Raw genomic sequence first — 21,450 nt, 5'->3', positions numbered from 1 at the left:
GGTCATGTGTCACAAAAAGTAGAGACGGGTCAGGGAGACCGACTCGGCCGGCTCCGAGCGCAGCGGCTCACCGTCGAGGGTGACCAGGCCGGTCCGCTGGTCCACATCGACCGCCCCGGTACGGGAGTTGAGCCGCAGGTCGGCGGGCCCGATGCCCCGCGTGCCGCGAACTGCCACGCGTCGGCGCCGCGTTGGCATCGAGTCGTTCCCCTGGTCCAGGGCCGCCTGCGCGACGAAGGCCACGGAGATGTCGGCGGGCGTGGAGCCGTGCGCGCCGAACTGCGGTCCCAGGACGAGGGGTTCGCAGGTGTCGGTCGCCGCGTTGGGGTCGCCGACCACGCCGTAGGCCGGGAACCCGGACTTCAGGACGAGCTGTGGTTTGGCGCCGAAGTACTGCGGCTGCCACAGCACGATGTCCGCGAGCTTGCCGACCTCGATGGAGCCGACCTCGTGCGAGAGTCCGTGTGCGATCGCGGGGTTGATGGTCAGCTTGGCGATGTAGCGCAGGACGCGGTCGTTGTCGTGGTCCGTCTCCGGAGCACCGCCGAGCGCGCCGAACTCGGCCTTCATCTTCCCGGCCATCGCGAACGTACGGCGCACGGTCTCACCGGCCCGGCCCATGCCCTGCGCGTCCGACGAGGTGATGCCGATCGCACCCAGGTCGTGCAGCACGTCCTCGGCGCCCATCGTCCCGGCACGGATGCGGTCGCGGGCCATCGCGGCGTCGCCGGGCAGGTCGGTCTTCAGGTCGTGGACGGAGACGATCATGCCGTAGTGCTCGGCGACCGCGTCCCGGCCGAAGGGGAGGGTGGGGTTGGTGGAGGAGCCGATGACGTTGGCGACTCCCGCCATTTTCAGGACATTCGGCACATGTCCGCCGCCGCAGCCCTCGATGTGGAAGGCGTGGATCGTCCGGCCCTCCAGGACTCGCAGGGTATCCTCGACGGACAGGCACTCGTTCAACCCGTCGCTGTGCAGGGCGACTTGGACGTCGTACTCCTCGGCGACCCGCAACGCGGTGTCCAGCGCGCGGGTGTGGGCGCCCATGTCCTCGTGCACCTTGAAGCCGGAGGCCCCGCCTTCGGCCAACGCCTCGATCAACGGCGCGTCCGAGGACGACGAACCCCGGCCCAGGAAGCCGATGTTGACCGGCCAGGCGTCGAAGGCGTTGAAGGCGTGACGCAGCGCCCAGGGCGAGTTGACGCCGACGCCCCACACCGGGCCGAACTCCTGCCCGATGATCGTCGTCACCCCGGACGCCAGCGAGGCCTCCATGATGCGCGGCGAGAGCAGATGGACGTGGGTGTCGACCGCGCCGGCGGTGGCGATGAGCCCCTCGCCGGACACGATCGAGGTACCGGTGCCGACGACGACGTCCACCCCGTCGAGGGTGTCGGGGTTGCCGGCCCGCCCGATGGAGCAGATCCGCCCTTCCCTGATCCCGATGGACACCTTGCGGATGCCCTGCACGGCGTCGATCACGACCACATTGCTGATCACGACATCGCAGGTATCGCGCACGGCGGCGGCCTTGAGGTGCAGTCCGTCGCGGGCCGTCTTGCCGAACCCGGCGAGGAACTCGTCGCCGTAGCGCTGCGAGTCGGACTCGACGCGGATGATCAGTCCGGAGTCGCCGAGGCGGACGCGGTCGCCCGCGCGGGGGCCGTGGGTGGCGGCGTACTCGTACGGGTTCACTGCTCAACTCCCAGGTAGCCGCAGGCAGTTGCCCGGCGCAGCGCCTCCGCCTTCGCGCCCGGCGCGTCCAGCGGGCCGTCGACGAGGCCCGCGAAACCGATCGCGACGCGCTCGCCGCCAATGGGCAGCAGGCCGACCTCGGCACTCTCGCCCGGACCGAAGCGGACCGAGGATCCGGCGGGGACGGCGAGCCGCATGCCGTAGGCCTCGGCGCGGGGGAAGTCGAGGCGCGGGTTGGCCTCGAAGAAGTGGAAGTGGGAGGTCACGGAGACGGGGACGGTCGCGGTGTTGGTGACGGTGAGCCGTACGACCGCCTCGGGTTCGGCGTGCGCGGGGCCGGGGAGGAGCGCACCCGGGGCATCGGCCGCGAGTCCCCCGCCGATCGGGTCCGAGACCACCGCGAGCCGCGAACCGTCGTCGAAGACGGCCTCGACATGCACCTCGGTGACGACGTCGGCGACACCCGGCAGCACGTCGTCGGGGCCGAGGACGGACCGGGCGCGCTCGATCGCGAAGGCAAGTCGAGCACCGTCACGAGCCGCCTCGCACACCGTGTCCGCGATGAGCGCCGTGGCCTCCGGCACGTTGAGCCGCAGGCCGCGCGCCTTGCGGGCGCGGGCCAGTTCGGCGGCCGAGAACAGCAGCAGGCGGTCGCGTTCCGTGGGGGTGAGCCTCATCCCGTATCCCTCCTTTAGAGCATCACTCTAACCGGTAAAACCCATACCCGGAATGCTTGACGCGCCACCCTCGCCCGGTTCACATTGAACGTCACTCTAAGAATGAGGTGGCCCACCATGCCGATAGAACAGCGCGGAGTCGACACCGTCCCGGACGCGGAGCGCACCAGCGGCCCGCGCGACCTCATGTCGATCCTGCTCGGCTCCAACCTCTGCCTCGGCGTGATCATCTTCGGGTGGCTGCCGCCGTCGTTCGGGCTCGGCTGGTGGGCTTCCGTCTCCTCGATCGTCGCGGGGACGGTGGTCGGCACGCTGTTCACGGCCCCGCTGGCGCTGGTCTCGCTGCGCACCGCGACCAACCTGTCGACGTCGTCCGGCGCCCAGTTCGGGGTGCGGGGGCGGCTGGTCGGCTCGGTCGTCGGGCTGCTCCTCGCCCTCGGCTACACCGCGCTGACCGTGTGGATCGGCGGCGATGTGATGGTGGGCGTGCTGGGGCGGCTGTTCGGGCTGCCGGCGGACGGGGCGTCGTACGCCGTCGTGTACGCGCTGCTCGCGGCGGCGACCGTGGCGGGCGCGGTGTACGGCTACCGGGTGCTGCTCGCGATGTCCCGCGTCCTGTCCGTCGGGATGACGGCGCTGCTGGTCCTCGGGGTGATCGCGTACGCCCCGCACTTCACGACCGGCGCGCTGCCGGGGGCGGGCGGGTATCTGCTGGGCGGGTTCTGGCCGACGTGGTGTCTGGCGACGGTGGCGGCGGGACTGTCCGGGCCGATCGCGTTCATCACCCTCCTCGGGGACTACACGCGCTACATCTCCCCGGCCCGCCACACCTCCCGTACGGTCCTGCACGCGACCTGGCTCGGCCTGATCGCCGGGCTCCTGGTGCCCCAACTCTTCGGCACGTTCACGGCGTTCGGGGCGCGGGCGGCTCTCGACTACGCGGGCCCGCTGGTGTCGGCGTCACCCACCTGGTACCTGGTCCCGCTGCTGCTCGCCGCGTCGGCGGGCTCGGTCGGCAACGCGGGCCTGATGCTCTACTCGATGGGCCTCGACCTGGACGCGATCCTGCCCCGCGCGTCCCGGGCGCGGGCCACGTGCGCGGTCGCGGTCGTCGCCATGGCCTGTGTCTTCGTCGGCCACTACGCCTGGAACGCGCAGTCCGCGATGACGTCCTTCGTGCTTCTGCTGACGGCGATCGGGACGCCGTGGGCGGTCATCACCCTCGTCGGTTTCGTGCGGTGCCGGGGGATGTACGACGCCGACGCCCTCCAGGTCTTCAACCGCCGTTCCCGGGGCGGGATCTACTGGTACCGCGCGGGCTGGAACGTCCCGGCGGTCATCTCCTGGGCGGTGGGCGCGGGGGTCGGTCTGCTCGCGGTGTCGCTGCCGTCGTACGAGGGGCCGTTGTTGTCGCTGACCGGCGGGGTGGACTGCAGCTTCCTGCTGTCGGGGGCGGTCGGCGGGCTGGCGTACGTGCTGCTGACGGCGGGGGCCGCCACGGACCGGGAGACCGAGTCCGTGACGACCCCCGAAGTGACCAGTCGGGTCTAGCCGTTCCTAGCCGAGCTTGTGCATCCAGCCGTGCTTGTCGACGCTGTCGCCGCGCTGGATGTCGAGAAGTGCCGCGCGGAGCTTCAGCGTGACCTCGCCGGGCTCACCGGCGGACTGGTGCCACTCGGCGCCGGTGCGCTTGACCGTGCCGACCGGGGTGATGACCGCGGCCGTACCGCAGGCGAAGACCTCCGTCAGCGTGCCGTTCTCGGAGTCGCGCTGCCACTGGTCGATGGAGATCCGGCCCTCCTCCGGCTCGTAGCCGAGGTCGCGGGCGAGGGTGAGGAGGGAGTCGCGGGTGACGCCCTCCAGGATCGAGCCGGTGAGGGTGGGGGTGACGATCCGGTCGCCGTAGACGAAGTACAGGTTCATACCGCCGAGTTCCTCGACCCACGTGCGCTCGACCGCGTCGAGGTAGCAGACCTGGGCGCAGCCCTGTTCGGCGGCCTCGGCCTGGGCGAGGAGGGACGCGGCGTAGTTGCCGCCGGTCTTGGCGTCGCCCATGCCGCCGGGGACGGCGCGGACGTGGTCCTCGGAGACCCAGATGGAGACGGGCTTCACGCCACCGGGGAAGTAGGCGCCGGCCGGGGAGGCGATGACGAGGAAGAGGTACTCGTTGGCGGGCTTCACGCCCAGGCCGACCTCGGTCGCGATCATGAACGGGCGCAGGTACAGGGACTCTTCGCCGCCGTGCGCCGGGACCCAGTCGCGGTCCTGCTGGACCAGCACGTCACAGGCCTCGATGAACGTCTCGACCGGCAGCTCGGGCATGCCGAGGCGGCGGGCGGAGGTCTGGAAGCGGCGGGCGTTCTTCTCGGGGCGGAAGGTGGCGACGGAGCCGTCGGCCTGTCGGTAGGCCTTGAGGCCCTCGAAGATCTCCTGCGCGTAGTGCAGGGTCATGTTCGCGGGGTCGAGGGAGAGCGGGCCGTACGGCACGAGCTGGCCGTCGTGCCAGCCGCGGCCCTCGGTCCACTTGATCGTCACCATGTGATCGGTGAAGTGGCGGCCGAAGCCGGGGTTCGTCAGAATCGCGTCGCGCTCGGCGGCGGAAAGTGGCGAGGCCGAGGGCTTGAGCTCGATCGTGGGCGTCGTCATGAGTGGTTGTCCTTCACCGGTTGTGTGTGACGGGCCGCGCTCACGCCCCGACTGCCAGTGGCCAGTGTTAGGACGTCCGAGCATTCCCTCATTCCGCGGCTCCGCGTTCGATTATCGCGCGTGGTGGACCGTGGACGAAAACGGCGTGAATGCGACCCAGGGATGATGGTGGCACCCGGCGGGGACGTAAGAAAAGCCGCCGGGTGCGGTTGCTACCCGGCGGCTTCGAAATACTGCGAGAGTTTTTCGAGTGGCGGCGGGGTCAGCCGGCTACTCGTACGGCGAGCGCGTCGCCGATCTCGGTGGTGCTGCGGGCGGGCTTGCCGGTGCGGTCCGCGAGGTCGGCGGAGACGGCGTCCTCGATGCGGACGGCCTCGGACTCGTAGCCGAGGTGACGCAGGAGGAGGGCGACGGACAGGACCGTGGCGGTGGGGTCGGCCTTGCCCTGGCCCGCGATGTCGGGCGCGGAGCCGTGCACGGGCTCGAACATCGAGGGGAACTCGCCGGACGGGTTGATGTTCCCGCTCGCGGCGACGCCGATGCCGCCGGAGACGGCCGCGGCGAGGTCGGTGATGATGTCGCCGAAGAGGTTGTCGGTGACGATCACGTCGAAGCGGGCGGGGTCGGTGACGAGGTAGATCGTCGCCGCGTCCACGTGGATGTAGTCGGTGGTGACCTCGGGGAACTCGGCCGCGACCTTGTTGAAGACGTTCGTCCACAGGTGGCCCGCGAAGGTCAGCACGTTGTTCTTGTGGACCAGCGTGAGCTTCTTGCGCGGGCGGGCCTGGGCGCGGGCGAAGGCGTCCCGGACGACGCGCTCGACACCGAAGGCCGTGTTCACGGAGACCTCGGTGGCGACCTCGTGCTCGGTGCCCTTGCGGATCGTGCCGCCGTTGCCGGTGTACGGACCCTCGGTGCCCTCACGGACGACGACGAAGTCGATCTCCGGCTCACCGGCGAGGGGGGTCGCCACTCCCGGGAGCAGCTTGCTCGGCCGCAGGTTGACGTGGTGGTCGAAGGCGAAGCGCAGCTTCAGCAGGAAGCCGCGCTCCAACACCCCGGAGGGGACGCTCGGGTCACCGATCGCGCCCAGCAGGATCGCGTCGTGCGGCTTCAGCGCGGCCAGGTCGGCGTCGGTGAGGGTCTCACCTGTGGCGTGGTAGCGCCGGGCGCCGAAGTCGAACTCCTTGGTCTCCAGCTTCACATCCTGCGGAAGGACGGCGGAGAGGACTTTCAGACCTTCGGCCACGACTTCCTGACCGATGCCGTCACCGGGGATCACTGCGAGATCGATGCTGCGAGACATGCCCGACACCGTACTCCGCGTCCCATGGGATGACACCGGGTGTCCACGATGCGGACGGGGCACGGACTGCTCCCGGGCACCGGTGTCGGCCGTTCGACGTACGTTCACCCCTACGCATGGCCCCCGTTGGAGTTCTAGGGGAACTTCATCGACATGGAGACACCTGACGTCGGCATCCCGGAGCACCTCGCGGTCCGGATGAGCATGGCCGAGCAGTACGAGTACCTGCGCACGAAGCTGTCCCGGCGCCGGACGCTGGTGACGGCGGGCGCGGTGGCGGCGGGCGGACTGCTGACGGGGTGCGCCGGCAAGGGGACCACCGACGGCAAGGCGGCCGGCGGGAAAACGAGCAGCCCCGCCACGTCGAAGGTGCCCGGCGCGGTCGTCACCCCGTTCGGCCGCCATCTCGCCTTCGGCGCCGACCCGAAGACGGCGATGCGGATCTCCTGGCAGGTCCCGTTCGCGGTCAGGAAGCCGTACGTACGCGTGGGGTTGAAGCCGGACGACCTGAGCCGCCGGATCACCGCCGAGGTACGCGACCTGCACACCCCCGGGCTGACCGGCGTCCGTCCCGCGGTGGAGCAGTACTACGTGCACGCGGCCCTGGACGACCTCCACCCCGGCACGACGTACTACTACGGCGTCGGCCACGAGGGCTTCGACCCGGCGGCACCGGCACACCGCTCGACGATCGGCTCGTTCCGTACGGCACCGGGGAACCCCGAGAAGTTCGTGTTCACGGCCTTCGGCGACCAGGGCGTGAGCAACGCCGCCGCCGCCAACGACCACGTCGTCCTGCGCGAGAACCCCGCCTTCCACCTCCACGCGGGCGACATCTGCTACGCCGACACCAACGGCCTGGGCAGGACGACGGACGGCTACGACCCGACGTACTGGAACCTGTTCCTCAAGCAGAACGAGCCCGTCTCCCGGTCCGTCCCGTGGATGGTGACGACCGGCAACCACGACATGGAGGCCTGGTACTCCCCCGACGGCTACGGCGGCCAGCTCGCCCGCTGGTCCCTCCCGGAGAACGGCTTCGACCCGACACACGCGCCGGGCGTGTACTCCTTCGTCTACGGCAACGTCGGCGTCGTGGCGCTGGACGCGAACGACGTGTCGTACGAGATCACCGCCAACCTCGGTTACACGGACGGGAAGCAGACGAAGTGGCTGGACGGCCGGCTGCGTGAGCTGCGGGCGGCGAAGGAGGTCGACTTCGTCGTGGTCTTCTTCCACCACTGCGCGTACTCGACCTCGTCGCACGCGTCGGACGGCGGGGTGCGGGCGGAATGGCTACCACTGTTCGCCAAGCACCAGGTGGACCTGGTGATCAACGGGCACAACCACGTCTACGAGCGGACCGACGCGATCAGGGACAACACGGTCGGCCGGGCGGTACCGATCGGCGCGTCCACCGATCCGACGAAGGACGGGATCGTCTACGTCACGGCGGGCGGCGGCGGCCGTGATCTGTACGGCTTCCCGGCGGGCGTCAAGGAGAGCTACGAGGGGCACGTCACGCGGCACGGGACGGTCGACACCGTGGAGTGGGCGAAGGGGCAGCACACGAAGGCGGAGACGGTGGAGTGGTCACGGGTGCGCTACCGGGGCTTCTCCCTCCTCTCGGTGGAGGCGGAGAGCGGCAGTACGCCCCGGCTCAGGGTGTCGGCCCTCGACGGGAACGGCGAGCGCATCGACCACTTCGAGGTGCGGCGCGGTCACTGAGACCGCGCCGCACCCCGTGCGGGCGCGGCTCCCGGCTGGTGGGCGTGCTTCAAGACGGGCGTGCTTTCAAAGCGTTACTGCGGCTGCGGCCTTTGAGGCGTTACTGCTGCTCAGTGCCCGGTCTCGCCGCCGTTGTCCCGGCGGTCGAGGGCGCGCTGCAGGGCGGCTGCGGCGTTCTTGCGCTCGGACTCGCTCGTGCGGGACACGTGGCGGACGCGGGGGCGGACGGTCGTCTCGGCCATGGGGAACCGACTCCTTCGAATTCCTGGAGTGCTGAAGGGGGTTACGAGACGCCGGAAGAGACGGGGAGCGACGGACCGCAGGGGTTGCCTGCACGGTGTCCGGCTCACGACCGCCATTCGCTTGGTCTAGCGAGACGTTCGGCTCCTACAAAGCTAGGACAGGACAGCGCATCTGTCTCCACAATTACTCGGACTTCCTACTATCTGAGACGGTGAAACGAGTCACACGCCCCTGACCTGGCCTTTTGTGATCCGGCCCGTCAGAGCACATCCCCGTCGCGCCAGTCGAAGAGAAGATCGCTGCCGAGGTCGAGGGGCCCGGCGAGCGCGGTCCGGACGTAGGTGCTGTCCTCCTCCTCGGGCAGGTGCACGATCCCGTCCGGCCCGAGGGCGGAGATCTTGCCGCCCCACAGCCGCCACCCGCGCACGGTGTAGAGCCGGGCCCCGTCGTCACTGGCCCCGAGCAGCCCGACGTCGTAGCCACGATCGACGATCCGCTCCAGCTCGGCCATGACCAGCCCGCCGTACCCCTTGCGCCGGGCACCGGGCCGCACCCCGACGCCCTCCACGTACCCGACCCGCAGCCAGCGCCCCCGATACCGCACCCGGCGCATGACGACCGAGCCGTGCGCGAGGAGGAGCCCGGTGTCGTCGGCGAGCAGCGCGTGCACGCCCCCGAGCCCGTGCTCCCAGTCCTGGTCGGTGAGATCGCCCCCGAAGGCCGCGTCCAGCAGCTCGCGGGCGGCACGGAGATCGGCCGGGGTGAGGTCGGCCGTGTGGACGGTGCGCATACGGATGGTCACGGGGTCAGTATCGGAGACGAGGGCTCGTCGGCCCGGCGCATTCGGAGAAACACCGAGGGGCTGGGCGATCGCCCAGCCCCTCATGCCGTCCGACCGGACGTCAGCCCATGTGCGGGTACGTGTAGTCCGTCGGTGCGACCAGGGTCTCCTTGATGGCGCGGGTCAGGGTCCAGCGCATCAGGTTCTGCGGGGCGCCGGCCTTGTCGTTGGTGCCGGAGGAGCGGCCGCCGCCGAAGGGCTGTTGGCCTACGACCGCACCCGTGGACTTGTCGTTGATGTAGAAGTTGCCGGCCGCGTACCGGAGCTTCTCCATCGTGTGGGCCGCCGCCGCGCGGTCGTTGGAGATGACCGCGCCGGTGAGGGCGTAGTCGGACACCGACTCCATCTGGGTCAGCATCTCGTCGTAGTTCTCGTCCTCGTAGACGTGGACCGCGAGGAACGGGCCGAAGTACTCCGTCGTGAAGACCTCGTTGGTCGGGTCGCTGCACTCGACGACCGTCGGGCGGACGAAGTAGCCGACCGAGTCGTCGTACGAACCGCCCGCGACGATCGTGCAGTTGGGGTCCGCCTTCGCGCGGTCGATGGCCGCCTTGTTCTTGGCGAAGGAGCGCTCGTCGATGACCGCGCCGATGAAGTTCGACAGGTCGGTGACGTCACCCATCGTCAAGTAGTCGACCTCGGTGGCGAATTCCTCCTTGAAACCCGAGTTCCAGATCGACGCCGGGATGTAGGCCCGGGAGCTGGCGGAGCACTTCTGGCCCTGGTACTCGAAGGAGCCCCGGGTCAGCGCCGTCTTCAGCACCGCGCGGTCCGCGCTCGGGTGGGCGAGGACGAAGTCCTTGCCGCCGGTCTCGCCGACCAGACGCGGGTAGGAGCGGTACTTCTCGATGTTGTTGCCGACCGTCTTCCACAGGTACTGGAAGGTCTTGGTGGAACCGGTGAAGTGGATGGCGGCCAGGTCGCGGTGCTCAAGAGCCACCTTGGAGACCTCGATGCCGTCTCCGGTGACGAGGTTGATGACGCCCTTGGGGAGACCCGCCTCCTCCAGCAGCTGCATCAACAGCACGGCCGAGTGGGTCTGCGTCGGCGACGGCTTCCACACCACCACGTTGCCCATGAGAGCCGGAGCCGTCGGCAAGTTACCTGCGATAGCCGTGAAGTTGAACGGCGTGATCGCGTAGACGAAGCCTTCGAGCGGGCGGTGGTCGAGGCGGTTCCAGACGCCCGCGGAGTTCACCGGGGGCTGCTCGGCGAGCAGGTCGCGGGCGTACTTGACGTTGAAGCGCCAGAAGTCGACCAGCTCGCAGGGACAGTCGATCTCGGCCTGCTGGGCGGTCTTCGACTGACCCAGCATGGTGGACGCGGCGAGGGTCTCCCGCCACGGACCGGAGAGCAGCTCGGCCGCGCGCAGGATGATCGCGGCACGGTCGTCGAAGGACATCGCACGCCAGGCGGGCGCGGCGGCGAGGGCCGCGTCGATAGCGTCCTGGGCGTCGTCCTGCGTGGCATTGGCGTATGTGCCGATCCGCGCCTTGTGGTTGTGCGGCTGTACGACGTCCACGCGCTCGCCGCCGCCCAGCCGCTTCTCGCCGCCGATGGTCATCGGCAGGTCGATCGGGTTCTCGGCCAGCTCCTTGAGCTTGACCTCAAGACGGGCCCGCTCGGGAGAACCGGGCGCGTAGCCGTGCACCGGCTCGTTGACGGGGGTGGGGACCTGGGTCACAGCGTCCATGAGATCCGTAACTCCTTGTACGTGAGCGGGTGTTGGGGTCAATCCCTGGTCAGCCTCGGTCGGCCTCGGTCAGCCCTTGGTGAGGGTCGATCGTGCGAAGAAGAGGAGGTTGGCCGGCTTCTCCGCCAGGCGGCGCATGAAGTATCCGTACCAGTCGGTGCCGTAGGCGGTGTAGACGCGCATGCGGTGCCCCTCGGCGGCGAGCCGGAGATGCTCGTCGCTGCGGATGCCGTAGAGCATCTGGAACTCGTACTCGTCGAGCTTGCGGCCCGCGCGCCGGGCGAGTTCCTGGCCGATGGAGATGAGGCGCGGGTCGTGGGAGCCGATCATCGGGTACCCCTCGCCCTCCATCAGGATGCGCAGGATGCGGACGTACGCCTTGTCGATCTCGTGCTTCTGCTGGTACGCGACCTCGGCGGGCTCCTTGTACGCGCCCTTCACGAGCCGGACCCGGCTGCCGGCCTCGGCGAGGCGGCGGGCGTCGGACTCGGTGCGGAAGAGGTAGGCCTGGATGACGCAGCCGGTCCCCGGGAAGTCCTTCCGCAGTTCCTCGTGGATCGCGAACATCGAGTCGAGGGTGGTGTGGTCCTCGGCGTCGAGCGTGACGGTCGTCCCGATGGCGGCGGCGGCCTCGACGACGGGCCGGACGTTCGCGAGGGCGAGTTCGTGACCGCCGTCCAGCGCCTGCCCGAACATGGACAGCTTGATGGACATCTCGGCCCGGGTGCCCAGCTCCAACTCCTTGAGCCGGTCGACGAGTTGGAGATACGCGTCGCGGGCGGCGGCGGCCTGCTCGGGGGTGGTGATGTCCTCGCCGACGACGTCCATCGTCAGCTCAAGACCCTTGGCGGTGAGGTCCTGGACGATCGGCACGATCTCGTCCACGGTCTCGCCGGGGATGAAGCGGTCGACGACCTGCTTGGTCACCGGCGCGGCCGAGATCAGCCGACGCATCTGATCGCTGCGCGAGGCGGCGAGAATCACGGGACCCAGCACGGGGTACCTCCAAGCAGTCGGGCATACGGGGAACCACCGTGAAACCTAGGGTTGTCTCCGATCGTCGGCCATCGACAGCTGTCACGCATCCGTGCCGCAGATCTCAGACAGATGTATGAAGGCAGCCTGGAATCGATGCGGGAATGCGGGAGAATGCCCGGGTGACATCCGATTCCACCGGCGACTACCAAGAGCTCGTCGACGAGATCTCGGAGCTCCTCGGCGCCCCCGCGACCCTGGAGAACCGCGACTTCGAGCTGATCGCCTTCGGTGCCTACGACGGTGAGGGCGACCTCGACCCGTCCGCGCTGGACCCGGTCCGCACCCGCTCGATCCTGACCCGGCGTTCCACGGCGGCGATCCGCACGTGGTTCGAGGGCTTCGGCATCACGCGCGCCGCCGGCCCGGTCCGGATTCCGCCGACCCCCGAGGCGGGCGTCTACCGCGGCCGCATCTGCCTCCCCGTACGCCATCGGGCTGTCGTCCTCGGCTACGTCTGGCTCCTGGACGACGACGATCCCGGCCCCGACGAGACGCGGCTCGCGGCGGCGATGGGGGTGGCCGCCCGGATCGGCGCGCTCCTCGCGGACGAGGCCCAGGCGGGCGCCGACCTGACGCGTGAACTCCGCGCGGTCCTCACCGCCGAACGCGGCTGGCAGCGCGACATGGCGGTGGCCGCCCTCCGCACGGCCCTCGGCCCGCGCGGCGACGGCCCGCACGCGGTGGTCTGCGTCGCGCCGTGGCCGTCCGCCGACCCGGACGACGCCCCGTCGGCCCGTACGGTCCCGCACGCGACGGCGCTGTGCACGGTGCCGTGGGGTGCGGCGGAGGAGCAGTGCCTGGCGGTGCTGGTACGGCTGCGGTCGACGGATGTACGGACTCCGGCGGCGACCGCGGCGGCGCGGGTGTTGGGGGATGTGCGGGGGGGCGGGGCGAGTGCGGCTTCGCAGGCGCCGGGGAATACGCGGGGACCAGGGGCGAGTGTGGCTTCGCAGGCGCCGGGAAATAGGCGGGGACCCGGGACAACTGCGGCGGCACAGGCGCCAGGGAATACGCGGGGGCCCGGGGCGAGTGCGGCTTCGCGGCCCCCCGCGAACGGACGGATTGCGGGGGCCGGCGGCACTTCGCAACCGGCTTCCGCCGGAGGCACTCCCCCCGCGAACACCACCTCACGACCACCGACAGACGGCCGGACTCCCCCGGCGAGCAGCGCCTCACGACCGCCGCGCGGGACCACCCCCGTCGCCGGTATCGGCACCCCCCGCATCGGCCTCACCGACCTGGGCACCGCCTGGCAGGAAGCCACGGCGGCGTGCCGCGCGGCCCTCGCGGAACCCCGCTTCGCCCCGGTCGCCGACTGGTCCGGCATCGGCCCGTACCGCCTCCTGACCTCCCTCTCCCCCGAGTCCCCCCACGACCCCGCGGTGGCCCCCCTCCTCTCCCCCGCCCACCACGAACTCGCCCGCACGGCCGAGGTGTACCTCGACTGCGCGGGCCAAGCGGGGCGCGCGGCGGCCGAGTTGGGGATCCACCGGCAGACGCTGTACTACCGGCTGTCGCGCGTGGAGCAGTTGACGGGCCTGGACCTGGACGACGGCGAGGACCGGCTGCTGCTCCACATGGCGTTGAAAAGGGCGCGGCTGTAGACACCGCCGGCCGGTGATCTACAGCTCGGCGTGCCCCAGCGGATGCTCGATCTGGACAACACCCTGAGGACGACGTCACCTGGCTGATGTCGGTCGACGCGAGCGGCTACGCGCCGAGGCAGGCCGTCGCCGAGGCCATGATCGAGCGCTACGGCGGGACGGTCACCGGCGATGCCGTCCGGACGTTCCTCGACCGGGGCGCCGCCGACCGCGTCACCCTGGCCGAGCCGACGTTCCGCCCCACCCACATCGCCGTCGACGCCGCGTCCGCGATCCATCACGTGATCGGCGCCCCGGAAACAGCGCGCTGATCAAGCGACTTCAGCACATCAGCGCTTCAGCGCTTCAGCACTGCCGCAGACCGGGCGCCGGGTCCTGGCCGGTCGAGACGTCGACGGCGGGGACGTTGCCCCAGGCGCCGTTGTCGAGCTGGGTCCAGTACCAGATGTCGTTGCCGCCCGGGTGCGGGTCGCCGTGGCCCCAACACTGGAACCAGCTGAACGTGCCGTTCAACTGGCCCCGGGTCGCGGAGCGGTAGGAGCGGTCCGCGTAGCCCTTCGCGCCGGCCTTGTTCCCGCAGTACAGCCGGGCGTCGGAACGCACACCGCACTCGGCCCGCACGGACTTCACCGGGGTGGCGCCCGAGGTCGCACTCGCCGGTGACTGCGCCGAGGCCATCCCCAGCGCCAGCGCGCCCGCCATGGCCAGCATGCCGATCTTCTTCCGTACGTTCACTGCCTGCTCCTCGTTCCGTGCGGTGCCTGCTTGCACGGCGATCATGGAGGAGGCACGGAACGACCCGCAGGGGCCGTACGGGTGAACGGCGTCGATGCCGCTCGTGTGGGTGACGGGGTGCGCCCCCGGCGGAGGGCGGGGGCGCGTGCGCCGTAGAAGGGCGCTCTCCTACGCCGTCCCGGAGTTGCCCTCGGACACGGGGAACAGCGCGCTGAGGCGGGGCAGACGACGCTTCGCCTGCTCGTCGTCGTTCGCGTCCCACTGTTCACCGGCCGGGTCCATCGGCTCGGGATCCTCGGCGCCCCACGCCTCGACGGCGTCGTAGAAGTCCTGCTCCGTCCTGCCCGTCACCTGGACGAACGCCCGCCCCGCCGCGTAGCCCAACTCCTCCCAGGCGAGCCACTCCTCCTCACCCCAGGCCTCCCGGTGCCGGCCCACGAGCCGTACCACTTCCGGCAGTTCCGCCAGCGCGTCCGGATCACGGGTCACCCGGTCGAACGCGTCCCGCCCCAACCCGACCAGCCAGAGCCGGAAGTAGAAGAAGTTGTCGTCGGAGCACCAGCCCATGATTCTTTCCGCCGCGGCCCAGAACTCCCAGGTGAACGTGGGGATCAGCACACGGTCCAGGCATACCTGGAACCGCACGATCTCCGGTTCGGCGCGGCGCGCCAACTCCCCGGACAGCCAACCCACTTGCTCGTCCTGCTCGTCAGGGCCGGGCATCCGTCGTCGGCAGCCCTCGATCAGATTCCAGAAGGTCTCGTCGTCCACGATCCCACCATGACAGGCGGCACTGACATCGCCCTCCGGGTGGGTAGGCAGGGTGCAGAAATGTGACACTCTCCGGCAAAGTGTCACACTTCCACGAAGAGGGTCCTCACCGGCGGGTGTCGGCAGCCTTCACACTCCCCCATCTCGAACGGGGCTATCTGCAGCACGGTGTTGGGCAACTCGGCGAACTTCAGCAGCCGGTCCAACTGGCCGTTCATGACGGCGGGTTCACCGACGGACCGACGCAGACAGCTCTCGTCCAGCACGACGAACACCAACGACGAGGGCGCCTGCACGGGGTCACCAGCGGGACGGAATGGACGGTGACCCCCGAGGACGTACGCCCCACCGCTCCTGCACGCGTTCCGTTGCTTCGCACTCAGAGCCCCAGCCTTGGGCATGTGGGAGGAGGGTCCAACATGACGGGTGGAAAAGGCAGTTGCCCAAGCAGCAGGGAGTCCCGATGAAGCTCCTCCTCACCGACTCCGGCGTCAGGAACGCGAGCATCCTGGCGGCACTAGTCGACCTCCTCGGCAAACCGATCGCCGAGGCAGGCGCGCTCTGCATCCCCACGGCGGGATACGGGGGCCCGTACGGCGACCCGGGCGGGCCATGGCGCTTCATCAGCGGTCAATCCCCCAGCCCCATGACCGAGTTGGGCTGGAAGTCGGTGGGCGTACTGGAACTCACCGCACTGCCCGGGATCGACAAGGAACGCTGGGTCTCCTGGGTCCGAGAAGCAGACGCCCTCCTGGTGAACGGCGGCGACGCGCTCTACCTGTGCCACTGGATGCGCGAGTCCGGCCTGGCCGACCTCTTCCCGTCCCTGCGCGACACGGTCTACGTCGGCCTCAGCGCCGGAAGCATGGTGCTGACTCCTCGCATCGGAGAGGCCTTCGCCGACTGGAAGCCGCCCACGGGTGACGACAGCGCGCTGGGAGTCGTCGATTTCTCCCTCTTCCCGCACCTCGACAGCCCGGGCTGTCCGGACAACACCATGGCGGAGGCGGAACGTTGGGCCGCCGCGACAAGAGGTCCGGCATACGCCATCGACGCGCAGACCGCGATCAAGGTGACCGACGGTGGTGGCGTCGAGGTCGTGTCCGAGGGGCGCTGGAGGCTGTTCAACTGAGCGACCGGTCCAGTGGCCCGGAATGGGATCAGTTTCTTTCTCCTGCTGTCGGTCGTACCGGCGTACGCGGCCGAGCGGGGCGGTGGAGGTGCGGCGGGGCTCGCGACCGGTTCGTTGATGCTGGCGACGGTGCTCGGGGGGCTGGTGACACCCCGGCTGGTCGGGCGCTTCGGGTATCGACTGACCCTGATCGTGGGGCTGTTCCTGCTCGGGGCACCGGCGTTGGTGCTGACCGTCTCCGGGCAGACGGCGTGGATCGTAGCGGTGTGCTTCGTACGCGGACTCGGTTTCGCGCTGACGATCGTCGCGGGCGGTGCCCTCACCGCGTCGCTGATCCCGGACCAACGCCGGGGCGAGGGGCTCGCGTTGGTGGGTGTGGTGTCCGGCGTGCCGTCGCTGATCGCACTGCCACTGGGGCTTTGGCCGGCCGACCGCGTGGGCTACGGCCCGGTCGCTGTCACCGGCGGCCTCGCCGCGCTGGCCGCGATCGCCTTCGTCCTCGGACTGCCGAACCATATGGACCACACGGACCACACGGACCACTCCGAGCAACCGCTGGGCGTCGTACGGGGGTTGCGCACGGGCGCGCTGCTCCGGCCGGTACTCGTCTTCGCGGCCACCGCCACCGCCGCCGGCATCGTGGTGACCTTCCTACCGCTGGCCGTCCCGTCGGCGCCGGCCGGAGTCATCGCGACGGCCCTGTTCGTACAGACCGCCGCCTCGACCCTGACCCGCTGGCTCGCGGGCCGCCTCGGCGACCGCCACGGCAGCGCGCGGCTCATCCTCCCCGGCCTGCTCCTGTCGGCGGCGGGCGTCCTGGTCATCGCCCCAACTGCCAACCCGGTATCGGTCGTTGCGGGCACCGCCATCTTCGGCGCGGGCTTCGGCATCACCCAGAACGCCACCCTGACCCTGATGTACGCCCACGTCTCCGCCACCTCCTACGGCACGGTCAGCGCCCTGTGGAACCTGGCCTACGACGGCGGAATGGGCGTAGGCGCGGCAGGTTTCGGCATCGCGGCGGGCCTGACGGGCTACCCGTGGGCGTTCACGCTGACCGCACTGTTGATGCTGGGCGCGGCGGCCCCGGCGCTCCGGGACCGACGAACACCCGCCGGACCAGCGTGACTTCGATCCCCGGCTCACCGTGACGTCCATACATCCGCCGGATCACCGCGCCCCCTGCCCCGGATCGCCATGCCGTCCATACATCCGCCGGATCACCGCGCCCCCTGCCCCGGATCGCCGTGCCGTCCGTACACCCACCGGATCACCGTCACTCCCGTCCCCGGATCAGCGGGACTTCCGCGCGCCTTCGAGCACTTGGCGCAGCCCCTCGGTGAGTTGCCCCGCGTCCGGCGCGCTCTTCGCGTCGAAGGTCCACTGCGCGATGAGCCCGGTGATCAGGGTCATGTAGAGCGCGCCGAGGGTGTCCGCGGTCTCGTCGGAGACCTCCGCCTCGGGCACGCTCGTCATCAAGGCGACCATGCCCCGCCCGCCTTCACGCTGGGCCCGGACCAACTGGTCGCGTACTTCGGGCAGTTTGTCGCCCATGGTCATGATCTCCATGCCGAGCCCCCACATCGAACCGGGCTCGCTCATGCTGGCGACGATGTTCGCGAACACCGCCCGGAACCGCTCCAGTGAACCGGGTTCGCCGCCGATCTCCGCGCCCGCGCCCCCGTCGCCTCCCTCGAAGCCGTCGGACGCCGTCTCCACCAGCGCGATGTAGGCCTGCGCGAGCAACGCGTCCTTCGAGCCGTAGTGATAGCCGATGGACGCGAGGTTGGTCCCCGACTCCTTGACGATGTCGCGCGCGGTGGTCCGCGCGAACCCCTTCTCCAGCAGACAGCGCTTCGCGCCTTCGAGCAGATCCTCACGGTGTCCCATGCCTCCACCGTACCGCCAGTTCCATACAACCGTCCTAGACGGGTGACCTATACATTCGTTCTAGACAAGCGTTTAAGACGCGCGTACATTCACTGCCATGACGAACTCGACGCACGCACCGAACCCCCCGAGCACCCCCAACTCCCGTGCCGGGCGCCGCGAATGGACCGCTCTGGGCGTCCTGATGCTCCCCCTGCTCCTGGTCTCGATGGACGTCTCCGTCCTCTACTTCGCCATCCCGGCGATCAGCGCGGACCTGGAGCCCAGCGGCACCCAGCAACTGTGGATCTTCGACATCTACGCCTTCGTCCTGGCCGGCCTGCTGATGACGATGGGCTCGGTCGGCGACCGCGTCGGCTACCGCCGGCTCCTCCTGATCGGCGCCGCCGCCTTCGGTACCGCCTCCGTCATCGCGGCCTACGCGAACAGCGCCGAGACCCTCATCGCCGCCCGCGCGGTCCTCGGTATCGGCGGCGCGACCCTGATGCCCTCGACGATGGCGCTGCTGCGCACGATGTTCACCGACCCCGGCCAGCGCGCGAAGGCGATCGGCCTGTGGTCCGGCGTGATGACGGCCGGTGTCGCCCTCGGCTCGGTGCTCAGCGGTGTCCTCGTCCAGTACTTCTGGTGGGGCTCCGTCTTCCTGGTCAACCTGCCCGCGATGGCCCTGCTGCTCCTGATCGGCCCGTTCCTGCTCCCCGAGTCCAAGAACCCCGCCCCCGGCCGCTTCGACTGGCCGAGCGTCCCCCTGTCGATGGCCGGCGTCCTGCCCGTGATCTACGGCCTCAAGGAGATCCCCTCCGAGGGCTGGCACGTCCAGTACGTCGTCTCGATCACGGTCGGCCTGCTCTTCGCGGCCCTGTTCGTCCACCGCCAGCGCACCACCGCCTCCCCGATGATCGACCCCACCCTGTTCCGCGCCCGGGGCTTCGGCCCCTCCGTCGTCCTCAACCTCCTCTCCACCTTCGGGATGCTGGGCTCGGCCTTCTTCACCACGCAGTACCTCCAGTCCGTACTCGGCAAGAGCGCGATGGAGGCAGCCCTGTGGGCCCTGCTCCCCTCGGTACCGATCGGCATGGCGGCCCCGCTCGCAACCACCCTCGTCCAGAAGGGAGTCGACCGCGCCTACGTGGTCGCGTCCGGCTTCGCGATCGCCGCCTGCGGCTACGGCATGCTCGCCCTCACCGGCACCGACTCCCTCTGGCTGGTCCTGGCCGCCGCCGGTGTCCTCGCCTCCGGGATCGTCATGGTGATGTCCCAGATCATGGACCTCGCGATGGGCAACGCCCCGCTGGAGAAGGCGGGCGTCGCGTCCTCGCTGATGGAAACAGGCGCGGAGTTCGGCGGCGCCCTCGGCATGGCCGTCCTCGGCTCCATCGGTACGGCGATCTACCGCCACGGCATCCCGGCCTCGGCCCCCGCCCCGGCCCACGAGACCCTCGGCGGCGCCCTGGCCGTCGCCCGCCGGCTGCCGGGGCGCACGGGAGACGCCCTGATCGCAACCGCCCGCGAGGCCTTCACCGACGGCATGCACGGCGCGGCGATCGCCGGTGCGGTGCTGCTGCTGGGCGCGGCCTTCGCGGCGGCACGGACCCTGCGGGGCATCCAGGTGCAGGCGCCCGAGCCGGTGGCGGCCGAGCCGCAGCAGGCCGAGGCGTGACCCCCAACTACACAGAAACGCCGGGTGGGTTGAGGATCATCTCCTCAGCCCACCCGGCGTTCACGTGAAACGTCGGACAGGAATCTCAGACCAGGTTCACCGAGCGGGCCGACGTCGCGCCGATCTCCTCGGCCACCTCCGCCAGCACGTTCGCGGCCACCGTGTCGTCGACCGTCAGCACGGCCAGCGCCTCGCCGCCCGCGACCGACCGCGACACCTGCATCCCGGCGATGTTGATCCCGGCCTCACCGAAGACACGGCCGACCGTGCCGACGACACCCGGGCGGTCCTCGTACCGCAGCACCACCATGTGGTCGGCGAGCGCGAGGTCGACGTCGTAGTCGCCGACCGCGACGATCTTCTGCAGGTTCTTGGGGCCGGCGAGCGTGCCGGAGACCGAGACCTCCTCGCCGCTGCCGAGCGTGCCGCGCACGGTGACGACGTTGCGGTGGTCGGCGGACTCCGAGCTGGTGGTCAGCCGTACCTCGACACCCCGCTCCTGCGCGAACAGCGGAGCGTTGACGTACGACACCGTCTCGGCGACGACGTCCTCGAACACGCCCTTGAGCGCGGAGAGTTCGAGCACCTTGACGTCGTGCTGGGTGATCTCGCCGTAGACCTCGACGTCGAGGCGGACCGCGACCTCGCCCGCGAGCGCGGTGAAGATGCGGCCGAGCTTCTCGGCGAGGGGCAGGCCCGGCTTGACGTCCTCGGCGATGACGCCGCCCTGGACGTTCACCGCGTCGGGGACGAGTTCACCGGCGAGCGCGAGGCGCACCGACTTGGCGACCGAGACACCGGCCTTCTCCTGCGCCTCGTCCGTGGAGGCGCCGAGGTGCGGGGTGGAGACGACCTGGTCGAACTCGAACAGCGGGGAGTCCGTGCAGGGCTCCTTCGCGTAGACGTCGAGCCCGGCGCCGGCGACGCGGCCCTCCTTGAGCGCGGAGTACAGCGCCGCCTCGTCGACGATCCCGCCACGCGCGGCGTTGACGATCCGCACGGTCGGCTTGACCTTGCGCAGCGCCTCGTCGCCGATCAGACCGACCGTCTCCGGGGTCTTGGGCAGGTGCACCGTGATGAAGTCGGAGACTTCGAGCAGCTCGTCCAGCGACAGGATCTTGACGCCCATCTGGGCGGCCCGCGCGGGCTGGATGTAGGGGTCGTAGGCGACGACCTTCATCCCGAACGCGGACATGCGCTGCGCCACGAGGGCACCGATGCGTCCCAGGCCCACCACGCCGAGGGTCTTCTCGGCCAGCTCGACGCCCGTGTACTTGCTGCGCTTCCACTCGCCGTTCTTCAGCGCGGCGTTGGCCTGCGGGATGTGGCGTGCGGTCGCCAGCAGCAGACCGCAGGCCAGCTCGGCGGCGGTGACGATGTTCGAGGTGGGGGCGTTGACGACCATCACGCCGGCCTTGGTGGCGGCGGAGACGTCGACGTTGTCCAGGCCGACGCCGGCTCGTGCGACGACCTTCAACTTCCGTGCGGCGGCGACCGCTTCGGCGTCGACCTTGGTGGCCGAGCGGATCAGGATCGCGTCCACGTCGGCGATCGCGGGGAGCAACTCGCCCCGGTCGGCGCCGTTGCAGTGCCGGATCTCGAAGTCAGGGCCGAGGGCGTCCACCGTCGCGGGCGACAGCTCTTCAGCGATGAGTACGACAGGTTTCGAGCTCACGTGAGTCCTCACAAGTCCATTGCGTGCGGACGGCCGTCCCGACGGCCGCAGGCGGTGGAGGGGAAGCGGCGCCGGGGAATGTCGGGTGCGCTCCTGCGTCGTTCGGTGCGTGCTCT

At 70.1% G+C, this 21,450-nt stretch carries 19 protein-coding genes and 1 pseudogene; 7 read left to right on the top strand and 13 right to left on the bottom strand.

Annotated features, from left to right (window positions below; translation table 11 throughout):
* Nucleotides 1-9: 9 nt before the first annotated feature.
* Both OG407_RS35575 and ureA read right to left on the bottom strand, forming a co-directional pair.
* A complete protein-coding gene (locus tag OG407_RS35575; RefSeq protein WP_405863611.1) occupies nt 10-1,695 on the bottom strand; it encodes an urease subunit alpha in 1,686 nt (561 codons plus the stop codon).
* The gene (gene ureA, locus OG407_RS35570; RefSeq protein ID WP_405863609.1) at nt 1,692-2,372 is read right to left on the bottom strand and encodes an urease subunit gamma; all 681 of its coding nucleotides are present in this window, start codon (nt 2,370-2,372) and stop codon (nt 1,692-1,694) included. Before ureA ends, OG407_RS35575 begins: the two co-directional genes overlap by 4 nt.
* Nucleotides 2,373-2,489: 117 nt before the next feature.
* On the opposite strand from ureA, the gene OG407_RS35565 reads away from it, so the two are divergent.
* Nucleotides 2,490-3,923: a cytosine permease gene (locus OG407_RS35565; protein ID WP_405863607.1), complete on the top strand. Its 1,434-nt coding sequence runs from the start codon at nt 2,490-2,492 to the stop codon at nt 3,921-3,923.
* Between the two features lie 6 nt (nt 3,924-3,929).
* On the opposite strand, the gene OG407_RS35560 is transcribed toward OG407_RS35565, so the two are convergent.
* Nucleotides 3,930-5,018 carry a branched-chain amino acid aminotransferase gene (locus OG407_RS35560; RefSeq protein WP_405863605.1) on the bottom strand — a complete coding sequence of 363 codons (1,089 nt, stop codon included), beginning with the start codon at nt 5,016-5,018 and terminating at the stop codon, nt 3,930-3,932.
* Between the two features lie 262 nt (nt 5,019-5,280).
* Nucleotides 5,281-6,324 carry a 3-isopropylmalate dehydrogenase gene (locus tag OG407_RS35555; RefSeq protein WP_043680300.1) on the bottom strand — a complete coding sequence of 348 codons (1,044 nt, stop codon included), beginning with the start codon at nt 6,322-6,324 and terminating at the stop codon, nt 5,281-5,283.
* A 153-nt stretch (nt 6,325-6,477) separates the two neighbouring features.
* Between OG407_RS35555 and OG407_RS35550 the strand changes: the two genes are divergently transcribed.
* Entirely contained in the window at nt 6,478-8,052 is a 1,575-nt protein-coding gene (locus tag OG407_RS35550; RefSeq protein ID WP_405863603.1) for a purple acid phosphatase family protein, read from the top strand.
* A 110-nt stretch (nt 8,053-8,162) separates the two neighbouring features.
* Here the strand turns inward: OG407_RS35550 and OG407_RS35545 are convergent, their stop codons facing one another.
* From OG407_RS35545 to OG407_RS35530, 4 genes are all read right to left on the bottom strand, one after another.
* Entirely contained in the window at nt 8,163-8,294 is a 132-nt protein-coding gene (locus OG407_RS35545) for a hypothetical protein (protein WP_327401110.1), read from the bottom strand.
* Between the two features lie 260 nt (nt 8,295-8,554).
* Nucleotides 8,555-9,097: a GNAT family N-acetyltransferase gene (locus OG407_RS35540; RefSeq protein ID WP_405863600.1), complete on the bottom strand. Its 543-nt coding sequence runs from the start codon at nt 9,095-9,097 to the stop codon at nt 8,555-8,557.
* A gap of 100 nt (nt 9,098-9,197) precedes the next feature.
* Nucleotides 9,198-10,829, bottom strand: coding sequence for an L-glutamate gamma-semialdehyde dehydrogenase (gene pruA / locus OG407_RS35535; RefSeq protein ID WP_405863598.1), 1,632 nt, complete (start codon nt 10,827-10,829; stop codon nt 9,198-9,200).
* A 69-nt stretch (nt 10,830-10,898) separates the two neighbouring features.
* Nucleotides 10,899-11,825 (bottom strand): proline dehydrogenase family protein, encoded by a 927-nt coding sequence (locus tag OG407_RS35530; RefSeq protein ID WP_403587226.1) that lies wholly within the window; start codon nt 11,823-11,825, stop codon nt 10,899-10,901.
* A gap of 143 nt (nt 11,826-11,968) precedes the next feature.
* Between OG407_RS35530 and OG407_RS35525 the strand changes: the two genes are divergently transcribed.
* Together OG407_RS35525 and OG407_RS35520 are read left to right on the top strand one after the other, a co-directional pair.
* Entirely contained in the window at nt 11,969-13,471 is a 1,503-nt protein-coding gene (locus OG407_RS35525) for a helix-turn-helix domain-containing protein (protein WP_405863596.1), read from the top strand.
* Between the two features lie 86 nt (nt 13,472-13,557).
* Entirely contained in the window at nt 13,558-13,782 is a 225-nt protein-coding gene (locus tag OG407_RS35520) for a hypothetical protein (RefSeq protein ID WP_405863594.1), read from the top strand.
* A gap of 34 nt (nt 13,783-13,816) precedes the next feature.
* On the opposite strand, the gene OG407_RS35515 is transcribed toward OG407_RS35520, so the two are convergent.
* From OG407_RS35515 to OG407_RS35505, 3 genes and pseudogenes are all read right to left on the bottom strand, one after another.
* Nucleotides 13,817-14,206, bottom strand: coding sequence for a hypothetical protein (locus tag OG407_RS35515; RefSeq protein ID WP_405863592.1), 390 nt, complete (start codon nt 14,204-14,206; stop codon nt 13,817-13,819).
* Nucleotides 14,207-14,374: 168 nt separating this feature from the next.
* Nucleotides 14,375-14,977 carry a DUF4240 domain-containing protein gene (locus OG407_RS35510; RefSeq protein ID WP_405863590.1) on the bottom strand — a complete coding sequence of 201 codons (603 nt, stop codon included), beginning with the start codon at nt 14,975-14,977 and terminating at the stop codon, nt 14,375-14,377.
* Nucleotides 14,978-15,060: 83 nt separating this feature from the next.
* Nucleotides 15,061-15,255: pseudogene (locus tag OG407_RS35505) on the bottom strand (Scr1 family TA system antitoxin-like transcriptional regulator); the annotation flags it as partial.
* Nucleotides 15,256-15,440: 185 nt separating this feature from the next.
* Here OG407_RS35505 and OG407_RS35500 point away from each other — a divergent pair.
* Nucleotides 15,441-16,109 carry a Type 1 glutamine amidotransferase-like domain-containing protein gene (locus OG407_RS35500; RefSeq protein WP_405863588.1) on the top strand — a complete coding sequence of 223 codons (669 nt, stop codon included), beginning with the start codon at nt 15,441-15,443 and terminating at the stop codon, nt 16,107-16,109.
* Nucleotides 16,110-16,121: 12 nt separating this feature from the next.
* A complete protein-coding gene (locus OG407_RS35495; RefSeq protein ID WP_405863586.1) occupies nt 16,122-17,237 on the top strand; it encodes an MFS transporter in 1,116 nt (371 codons plus the stop codon).
* A 165-nt stretch (nt 17,238-17,402) separates the two neighbouring features.
* On the opposite strand, the gene OG407_RS35490 is transcribed toward OG407_RS35495, so the two are convergent.
* The gene (locus OG407_RS35490; protein ID WP_405863584.1) at nt 17,403-17,999 is read right to left on the bottom strand and encodes a TetR/AcrR family transcriptional regulator; all 597 of its coding nucleotides are present in this window, start codon (nt 17,997-17,999) and stop codon (nt 17,403-17,405) included.
* A gap of 97 nt (nt 18,000-18,096) precedes the next feature.
* Here OG407_RS35490 and OG407_RS35485 point away from each other — a divergent pair, with 97 nt between their 5' ends.
* On the top strand, nt 18,097-19,659 hold the full coding sequence (locus OG407_RS35485) for an MFS transporter (protein ID WP_405863582.1): 1,563 nt from the start codon (nt 18,097-18,099) through the stop codon (nt 19,657-19,659).
* An 85-nt stretch (nt 19,660-19,744) separates the two neighbouring features.
* Here OG407_RS35485 and serA read toward each other — a convergent pair whose 3' ends face one another.
* Nucleotides 19,745-21,334: a phosphoglycerate dehydrogenase gene (serA, locus tag OG407_RS35480; protein WP_318018995.1), complete on the bottom strand. Its 1,590-nt coding sequence runs from the start codon at nt 21,332-21,334 to the stop codon at nt 19,745-19,747.
* Nucleotides 21,335-21,450 lie beyond the last annotated feature (116 nt).

Source organism: Streptomyces sp. NBC_01515 (assembly GCF_045040345.1).
Taxonomy (GTDB): Bacteria; Actinomycetota; Actinomycetes; order Streptomycetales; family Streptomycetaceae; genus Streptomyces.
The sequence above is the reverse complement of the archived record's forward strand: the minus strand, read 5'-3'. Positions and strand labels throughout refer to the sequence as shown.